Annotated in this window: 11 protein-coding genes; 4 read left to right on the top strand and 7 right to left on the bottom strand. The window is 70.8% G+C overall.

Annotated elements, in window-relative coordinates:
- Positions 1 to 175: 175 nt before the first annotated feature.
- A complete protein-coding gene (locus D7Y11_RS40085; protein WP_126936311.1) occupies positions 176 to 493 on the top strand; it encodes a DUF3817 domain-containing protein in 318 nt (105 codons plus the stop codon).
- 4 nt (positions 494 to 497) lie between these two features.
- On the opposite strand, the gene D7Y11_RS40080 is transcribed toward D7Y11_RS40085, so the two are convergent.
- Complete coding sequence (locus tag D7Y11_RS40080; RefSeq protein ID WP_126936310.1) at positions 498 to 869, bottom strand: hypothetical protein; 372 nt, start codon at positions 867 to 869, stop codon at positions 498 to 500.
- 166 nt (positions 870 to 1,035) lie between these two features.
- Here D7Y11_RS40080 and D7Y11_RS40075 point away from each other — a divergent pair, with 166 nt between their 5' ends.
- Positions 1,036 to 1,785, top strand: coding sequence for a Uma2 family endonuclease (locus tag D7Y11_RS40075; protein ID WP_257979496.1), 750 nt, complete (start codon positions 1,036 to 1,038; stop codon positions 1,783 to 1,785).
- Positions 1,786 to 1,795: 10 nt separating this feature from the next.
- Here D7Y11_RS40075 and D7Y11_RS43990 read toward each other — a convergent pair whose 3' ends face one another.
- The 4 genes from D7Y11_RS43990 to rsfS all read right to left on the bottom strand — a co-directional run bounded on the left by D7Y11_RS43990 (position 1,796) and on the right by rsfS (position 4,792).
- Positions 1,796 to 2,497, bottom strand: a complete 702-nt coding sequence (locus tag D7Y11_RS43990; protein ID WP_172811445.1) for a ComF family protein — start codon at positions 2,495 to 2,497, stop codon at positions 1,796 to 1,798.
- Positions 2,498 to 2,553: 56 nt separating this feature from the next.
- Positions 2,554 to 3,699 (bottom strand): RNA ligase RtcB family protein, encoded by a 1,146-nt coding sequence (locus D7Y11_RS40060; protein ID WP_126936309.1) that lies wholly within the window; start codon positions 3,697 to 3,699, stop codon positions 2,554 to 2,556.
- Between the two features lie 78 nt (positions 3,700 to 3,777).
- Positions 3,778 to 4,242: a 23S rRNA (pseudouridine(1915)-N(3))-methyltransferase RlmH gene (locus tag D7Y11_RS40055; protein WP_120581194.1), complete on the bottom strand. Its 465-nt coding sequence runs from the start codon at positions 4,240 to 4,242 to the stop codon at positions 3,778 to 3,780.
- A 4-nt stretch (positions 4,243 to 4,246) separates the two neighbouring features.
- Entirely contained in the window at positions 4,247 to 4,792 is a 546-nt protein-coding gene (rsfS, locus tag D7Y11_RS40050) for a ribosome silencing factor (RefSeq protein ID WP_169822374.1), read from the bottom strand.
- Positions 4,793 to 4,853: 61 nt separating this feature from the next.
- Here rsfS and D7Y11_RS40045 point away from each other — a divergent pair, with 61 nt between their 5' ends.
- Positions 4,854 to 5,168, top strand: a complete 315-nt coding sequence (locus D7Y11_RS40045) for a tetratricopeptide repeat protein (RefSeq protein WP_120581195.1) — start codon at positions 4,854 to 4,856, stop codon at positions 5,166 to 5,168.
- 22 nt (positions 5,169 to 5,190) lie between these two features.
- Here the strand turns inward: D7Y11_RS40045 and D7Y11_RS40040 are convergent, their stop codons facing one another.
- On the bottom strand, positions 5,191 to 6,246 hold the full coding sequence (locus D7Y11_RS40040; RefSeq protein ID WP_120581196.1) for a hypothetical protein: 1,056 nt from the start codon (positions 6,244 to 6,246) through the stop codon (positions 5,191 to 5,193).
- A 135-nt stretch (positions 6,247 to 6,381) separates the two neighbouring features.
- On the opposite strand from D7Y11_RS40040, the gene D7Y11_RS40035 reads away from it, so the two are divergent.
- Positions 6,382 to 6,924: a hypothetical protein gene (locus tag D7Y11_RS40035; RefSeq protein ID WP_167547812.1), complete on the top strand. Its 543-nt coding sequence runs from the start codon at positions 6,382 to 6,384 to the stop codon at positions 6,922 to 6,924.
- 18 nt (positions 6,925 to 6,942) lie between these two features.
- Here D7Y11_RS40035 and D7Y11_RS40030 read toward each other — a convergent pair whose 3' ends face one another.
- Positions 6,943 to 7,995, bottom strand: a complete 1,053-nt coding sequence (locus D7Y11_RS40030) for a TetR family transcriptional regulator (RefSeq protein WP_120581197.1) — start codon at positions 7,993 to 7,995, stop codon at positions 6,943 to 6,945.
- Positions 7,996 to 8,105: the final 110 nt, after the last annotated feature.

Genomic DNA, 8,105 nt, shown 5'->3' with positions numbered 1-8,105 from the left:
GCGTCATGCAGCTCCGCGGAGTCAGACCAGTGCGCGACGAGGTGGAGGAAGGCGTAGGGCGTGATGCTTCCGACATCCGGGATGCCCTGACGTCAGGCGGGCCCTGGAGCGGGCAGGCGCGGTCGTAGCGTCGGGTGTCTTGACGGCAGGGGATGGGCGGAGGAGAGAGGACGTCATGCTGAAGACCGCCCTGGGCCGTTTCCGCGCTGTCGCCTTCTGGGAAGGCCTGTCCTTCCTGGTGCTGCTGCTCATCGCCATGCCGCTGAAGTACGTGCTGCACATGCCCCTGGGCGTGCGCGTGGTGGGCATGGCGCACGGCCTGCTGTTCATGGCGTATCTCTACACGCTGATGATGGCGGCCATCGAATACCGCTGGGGTGTGAAGCGGATCGCCTTGGCCTTCGTGGCTTCGCTCGTGCCGGGCGGGACGTTCTGGCTGGACGCGCAGTTGCGGGGTGAGGCGCTCGCGCTGGAGACGGCGAAGACGCGCTGATTCACTACACGCCGGCCACGGCTATCAGCATTCCCCAGAGGAACGGAGGGGTGTTGAGCACGATGCCGATGACGGCGGGCACGACGACCCCGGGGCTGAGTCGGCCCTTTTCCCGGATGAGCGCCACGACGCCACAGGCCAGGCCCAGCGTGAAGCCGACCCGGAAGATGATCAGCCACAGTCCGGCGCTGTCCGTCCTGCGCGCCAGGTAGATGCCCGCTGCAGTGAGGAAGGCAATCAACCAGCTGAACTGGGCCAGGTATTCACCCAGGGTGGAGTGGCTGCTGGGGACGATGGCGCCCGTCGCCAGCAGGTGCTTCCGGCACGGCCGGCAGTGCGCGGGCTCACTGTCCGGCGCAATGCACGCCCGGCACATGAAGCCACCGCAGCGCGAGCACGCCTCCGTCGCGACCCTGGAATGCGGGCCACACCGTGGCTGCGCGTTCGGCTCGTTGCCAGGAATGGGGGCCGGTGTGGATGTCATTCGCCGCGAAGCATAGACGGCGCCCGGGTGATTGACCCTGCCATGGAGACGACCCATCATGTCCTTCATGGAAGATGTGACTCCAGAGGTTGTGCTCGAATATCCACGTGCGCCCTCCCAGGCTGCATGGGATGCAATGGACGAAGAGGAGCGGGCACAGGTCGTGGCGTCCCTGCCCGGCGAGGTGACGTGGAATGAGATGCCAATGCCAGAAGGGGATTGGCACACCGGCCCGCGTACCTACGTCTGGAATGTGTTGCGCAGATACTGGGCCCAGCAGTCCCGACGGGCCTATGTGAGCTCCGCGCTCCCCATCTACTACCCCGAGGAGCCACGCTTCGCGCCGGACCTGCTGGTCGTGCTGGATGCGGAACAGCGCACTCGCGACAAGTGGGTGTGTAGCGCCGAGGCCCACGGGTTGGATTGGGTCATGGAGGTGCACGCGGGCGGCGACCGGAAGACAGCCGCCGAAGCCAATGTGCAGCGCTATGCCCGCCTGGGGATTCCCGAGTACTTCATCCTCGACGGACGCGACTGCACGCTGGAGTGCTACCAGCTCGAGACACCCGATGCGCGCGTCTACACCCGCCTCGAACCACAGCGGGGGCGATACGTCTCCAAGGTGCTGGGACTCGAATTCCAGACGGAAGGAGAGCGCCTCCAGCTCTGGACCAGCGCCACGCCGCTGCTGAGCTACAGAGAGCGTGTCCTCCAACTGGAGGCCGAGCTTCAGCGTCGCGAGGGCCTGGAGCGTCGTCTGAAGGAACTCGAGGCCGAGCTCGCCCGGCTCAAGAAGTCCCAGGGCTGAATCACAGTCATCAGGCGAGGGTGAACGCCCTCGCCAAGGTCAGCACCTCCACGCGCGTGGCCCCCGCTTCCCGCAGCGCGATCGCGGCGGCCCGCGCGGTGGACCCGGTGGTGAACACGTCGTCCAGGAGCAACACCTCCTGCCCCTTCACCGCCCGCGACGCCACGAACGCTCCTGCCACGTTGCCCGTGCGCTCCGCTTCACTCAGCCCCACCTGCCTACGCGTCTCCCGCGTGCGCTTCAGCCAATCCCCCGGCGCCGTCCGCCCCGTGGCCTTCGCCAGCTCCGCCGCGAGCAGGTGCGCCTGGTCGTACTGCCGCTTCCGGAATCGCCGCACATGCAGAGGCAACGCCACCACGCATCCGGGCGCGGTCCTCAAGAACCGCCGCGCCTCGTCCGCGAGCAGTACCCCCAATGGCGCCGCGAGGTCCGGGTGGTCCTCGTACTTGAACCGGTGGATGGCCCGCGCCACCGGCCCTTCATGCGCGAAGGGCGCCCAGGCCCGGCTGAACGGTGGCGGCACCGTCCGGCAACGGAGACAGGTGTTCCCCGGGAATGCGCCGGGCTCCGCGCACGTCCGGCAACACACCGGCGGCAGCCGCTCCAGCGCCGTGTCACACGGCTCGCAGAACACCGCGCCCGCGCCCGGCAGCACCTTCGCGCAGGCCAGACACATGGGCGGATAGACCAGATCCAACAGGGCCTTCCACATCACCGGGACTCACAGGGGCAGCACATCCCGTGCCCCTCGTGCGAGCCCCGTGCCGCTCACTCCGCCGTGCGGCCTCGCGTCTTGTACGTGAGCACCGGCGCCAGCGTCGCCACCACCCTCACCAGCCCCGCCTCCACCAGGTCCGTCACCACGCGGTCGATGGCTTTGTATGCCGGCGGCGCCTCCTCGAAGAGCAGGTCCCGGTCCTCGCACACCACGTGGCTCTTGAAGGACGTGCGCGTCAGCGACTCCGCCGTGAAGCGCTCCTTCAGCCGCTCCCGCGCCGCCGTGCGCGTCCACTTGCGTCCCGCACCGTGCGCCAGGCTGTACGCGCTCTGCTCGCCCGTGCCCACCGGCAACACCAGATAGCTCAGGGCACCGCGGCTGCCGGGAATCACCACCGGACCCTCGTCCCAGGGCGCCGCGCCCTTGCGGTGCAACCACCCCACGCGTCCGCCCGCATGCCGCGCGGTCACGCTGTTGTGGCACACGTCCAACACCCGCCGCCCCGTCGCCCCAATCCCATCCAACGTCCGCTGCGCCACCAGTGCCCGGTTCGCCTTCGCCCACAGCACCGCGCCGTCATGTCGCTTGAGGTATTCGCGCGCCTCGTCCGAATCCGCCGCCAGTCCGCCCGCCGCGTGCCGGTCGACATGCTTGCGCAGGATGGCCTCCCCCAGCCCGCGCGACCCCGAGTGCACGAGCAACAGCAACCGCTCCTCCCGCAGGCCCAGCGCCTCGAAGATGCGCGGGTCGTGCACCTCCTCCACCCGCTGCACCTCCGCGAAGTGGTTGCCGCCGCCCACCGTGCCCAGCGCCGACTCGAAGCCCATGCCGCGCGCGCCGTGCTCCTCGAGCACCGCCTTCGTGTCCCCCACCCACGGCCCTTCCAGGTCCAACTTCGCCGCCCACCGCTCCGCCTTCGCCTTGCGCGTCAGCAGGTCCACGTCCCACAACCCCATGCCACAGCCGATGTCGCTGCCCACGAGATAGGGATAGAGGAAGCCCTCGGACTCGAAGGCCGCGCCCACCGGAGCGCCCTTGCCGGGATGCAGGTCCGGCAGGCCCACCGCGAGTCTCATCCCGGGCAGGCGCGACACGGCCTCCAATTGGCGGACGGCCTCGCCCTCCACCCAGGACTGGGGCGAGGCGATGATGCGCACGGTGGCGGCCGTGGAGGTTTCAGAAGAGGGCGTGTTCATGATGGCCGCTCCGACGCAGCCCCTTCACGCGCCCTGACGCCCAGGCCCCCAGCACCTCGGGGCGGGCCGCCCGGCCGCCTACTTGTGGTAGGGCTCGCCCTTCAGGATGGTGAACGCGCGGTAGAGCTGCTCGATGAGCACCACCCGCGCCAGCCGGTGGGGCAGCGTCATCCGCGACAGCGACATCACCTGATGCGCCGCGCCGCGCACCGAGTCGTCCAGGCCCTCGTCCCCGCCAATGACGAAGAGCAGGTCCTTCGAGCCCGTCTGCGCCTTGGCGACGTAGCGGGCAAGCTCCACCGAATCCAGCAGGGTGCCGCGCTCGTCCAGCGCCACGATCCAGTCCTGCGGCTTGCGCTTGCCGAGGATGGCGGCGGCCTCCGCGGACTTCGCCTCGCCGGGCTTGAGCTTGCGGCCCGACGCTTCGGTCAGCTCCAGGAGCTCGAATCGCGTGTAGTGCTCGAGCCGCCGCGCGTACTCCTGCACGGCGGGCTCGAACAACCCGGAGCGGTCCTTGCCGATGGAGAGGAGGCGGACCTTCACGGGACTAGGACAGCTTCACCCGGGGCGCGTCCGCCCACAGCCCGTCCAGGTCGTAGAAGGCGCGCACCTCGCCGTTGAACAGGTGGGCCACGACGTCGTCGTAGTCCAGCAGCACCCACTGGCCCGTCTCCAGGCCTTCCGTGCTGATGGGGCGCAGGGGCTGCGCCCCCTGCTTGAGCTGCACCTGGACGTTCTCCGCCATGGCGCTCACCTGACGGTCGCTCTCGCCGGAGGCGATGACGATGTAGTCCGCGTAGGACGTCATCCCGCGCATGTCGAGGATGACGACGTCCGTGGCCTTCTTGTCCAGCAGCAGGTCGCCGATGCGGCGCGCCAGCTCACGCGCCTTCGCGTTCTCCGCGGGCTTGGGCAACGGCGGCGGGGGGGCGGGCTTCGGCGCCTTCTTGCGCGCGGCGGCGGTCTTCTTGCGCGGGGGCGGACGCACGCCCGGCTTCGCCTTCTTGGCGGCCGTCTTCTTGCGGGCCGGAGCCCGGGTCGTGCTCTTCGCCTTCGCCTTCTTGGATGCAGGGGTCTTCTTCTTCGTGGCCATGTGGCGGATACCCTATCGCACCCTTGGCAAGCTTCCAGCGCTCCTCTAATGGGTTCCGTCCATGAGCGACGCCCGCCTGGAGCAGTTCAAGAAGATGGTGGCCCAGTTCCCCGACGCCCCCATGGCCTGGTTCTCCCTGGGGAAGCTCCACCTGGAACGCAAGGAATACGACAGCGCCATCCAGAGCCTGGAGTCCGCGGTCCGCCTGGACCCGAAGTACGCCGCCGCCCTCGTCTCCCTGGGGGATGCCTACGCGGGGGCCGGCCAGACGGACAAGGCGAAGCAGGTGCTCACCACCGCCCGGGACCACGCGCTCGCCCAGCAGCACCCCAGCCTGGCCGAGGAAATCGACGAGCGCATCGCCGACCTGGACTGACGGTGCTCCAGAGCCTGGGCTCCTAGTCCTGGTCGCGCCAGGTGAAGCCCACGCCGAACACCTGGCGCGTGTATCGCAAGTCATTGCGCGGCAGGCGCGTGCTCCAGAGGCCCCAGGACACCTCCATGTCCACGCGGGCGGAGACGGGCCGGGCCAGCTTGAGGGACAGCGAGTTCTGCCCCTCGTCCTCCTCCACCAGGATGATCTCCGGCGACAGGAAGATGCCGTCCGGGTAGCGCGCCAGGCCCAGCGTCCCCTGCGCCAGGAGCGTCACCCGCCACGGCAGCCGCACCCCGGCGCTGCCGACGAGCCGGTGGCGCATGGCCGTCTCACCGAAGCTGTTGGAGCTGACCTCCTGGAAGGCATAGCTGAGCGACAGCTTCACCGGCCCCCGGTACGTGTAGCCCGCCCCCGCCACCAGCGCGCCGTCCTGCCGCCGCACGGGGGATGAGGTGACGGCCGGGAAGGGCCGGGCGAAGGGGCCGTAGCGGCGCGAACCCCATTCGCCAAACACACTCAGGGTGTGGCGCGGGCTCAACCGGTAGCGGCCCAGGACGCCCACCTCCGGGCCGCCGAAGTCGGCCGTGTGGTCCGGGCGGTACACGAAGCGGCGGGCGCCCAGGCGCACGCGCAGGGCCAGGCGCACGTCCGGGGCGTACTCGGCGAAGAGGCTGGTGCCCAGGTCCGAGTACGCGCGGCTGCCGCCCCGCCGGTCCTTGGCGTGGCCCTCCGCGCCCACGCCCCACTCGGTGCCCAGGGCGAGCGAGCCCTCCAGCGCGCCCGCCTGCACCAGCGTGTCCTCGTTGTCGTAGTCCAGGTACTTGCGCGCACCCAGCTCGTACCGGCCCACCACCTGGGCCCGCTCGCCGGTGCCCCGTCCCTCCGCCACGCCCAGCACGCTCATGGCCAGGTCCGCGCCGGGGCCGGGCGTCGCGCCGTCGGAGAAGTCGCGCGGGGCGTTGCTGTCCACGAGCAGCCGGCCGGTGCCCCGGAGCGAGCCCTGCCACTCGGCCGCGCGCGCACCTCCGCCCCAGGGGAGGCTGAGGGCCAGGAGGAGCGGGAGGAGGCGACGGTCCAAGACGCGCGCACCATACTCCGGCCCGCTGGCATCCCCACGCTCGCAAGTGCCCCGTACGGCCGCGTCGTCCCCGGGACACCCGGGGTGTGGCCGCGGTCGGTGACGGCGCACCCGGCCGCCCGGTACATTGCGGCCATGTCTTACGCGTCCTTCCTCGCGGCGGTGGCCGGTCTGGGGCTCGTCGCCTGTTCCCCGGCGTCCTTCACCACGGAGGTCCAGGGCGAGGCGACGGTGCCCGCGAACCCCGCTGGCACCTCCACGCTCCTCAATGCCTTTCCCTCCATCAGCAGCTTCTCCTCGCTGGACTTCAACGAGAACCAGGACTTCAAGAACCGCGACGTCACCAAGGACGAGGTGACGCGCGTGCAGGTGACGTCGATGAGGCTCAAGGTCCTGAGCCCGAACGACCAGGACTTCGGCTTCCTGGACTCGATGGAGGCCGTGGCCCGCGCGGGCAACTCCGAGTCGCGCTTCGCGGCCCGGGACGGCATCGCGGGCCTGGGCCTGAACCCGCCCAACCCCACGGTGGGGTTGAACACGGACGGCAGCGTGGACTTGAGGCCCTACGTGGCCGCGCCCAGCATGGCCATCATCCTGCGCGGCACGGGGCGCCTGCCGGAGCGCGAGGTGCGCGTGCAGGCCACGGTGGTGCTGGAGGTGGAGGGCGGCCTGCTGTAGCGGCCACCCGTCGCTGCTTCAGGGGGCCAGCGTCTTCGCGCGGCGCTCCAGCGAGCCCGCGCGCCCGTCCAGCTCGCTCGCCAGGGACTCCAGCCGCGCGGCCTCCTGCTCCAGCGAGGAGAGGTCCTCCAGGCCGCCCGCGGCCAGCGCCTGGGCGCGCACCGGGTCCACCTGGGGCCGCCGGTCGCTGGCGGTGATGCCAGAGGTCTGCCCGCCCGCGGTGGGATTGGGATTGCCTCCGACCCCCGGACCTTTGGTCGGGTCGCCCGCGTAGTCCGGCGTCTCCACCATCGCGTCGCCCGGGATCACCTCCGGCTGCCGGCCGCCCCGCTGGGTGGGGGCCACCTGCAGGCCCTGGTTGCCCATCGAGCGCAGGCGCAAGCGGCGGTCCTGGTCGTCGAACATGGATTCCTCGCCCAGGAAGTCGTTCATGCGGCGGTCCAGGTCGCGCTCCTCGCGCACCTCGGTGATGCGTGCCTTCAGGGCCTGGAGCCGCTGGCGCACCTTGTCCTGGGAGTCGCGCAGCGCGTCCGCCTGAGCGAGCAGGTCCTCCGGATCATCTCCGCGCGCCGCGCCATCCAGCGCTGGCACCTGGGAGGCGGGCAGCGCCGCGCGCACGGCCTCTCGTTCGCCGCGCACGGATCGCATCTGCTCCACCAGCCGCGCCCGCTCCGTCCGGTCCGTCGTCGCGTCCCACGCCGCGCGCAGCAGCGTCAGCTCCTGGGACAGCGCGCCGTGCAGCGCCAGATGCGCGCGCTCCACCTCGCCGTCCGCGCCGGACACCGACTGCGCCAGCCCCGTCAGCTCTCCGCTCAGCTCCTGCGAACGGCGCAGCGCGGACTCCAGCTCTCCGCCCGCCGTGAGCTTCCCCTGGCGCTGGGCCTTGAGCGCTTCGATGCGCGCGGCCACGCCGTTGAGCTCGTCACGCAGCCCCTGCTGCCGGGTGCGCAGGGTGCGTGCCTCCGTTCGCGCTGACTGGGCCTTCGCGCGCGCCTGCTCCAGGCCGGACGCCGCCCCGGCGGGAGCGGCCACGAACAGGCACAGGAGGAGGGGGAGGGCACGCAACATCATCGGGGGAACACCGTCAGCAAGGCGGATGCCAGTCCCTTCCTCCTACCCCGTTCCCAGGCCCGACGGAAAGCGCCCTGGTTCCGGGCACCTGCACGGGCAGGGTGGGGCGG

The sequence above is a fragment of the Corallococcus sp. AB018 genome, from assembly GCF_003986945.1.
GTDB classification, from domain to species: domain Bacteria; phylum Myxococcota; class Myxococcia; order Myxococcales; family Myxococcaceae; genus Corallococcus; species Corallococcus exiguus.
This window is presented reverse-complemented; position numbering and strand designations above follow the sequence as displayed.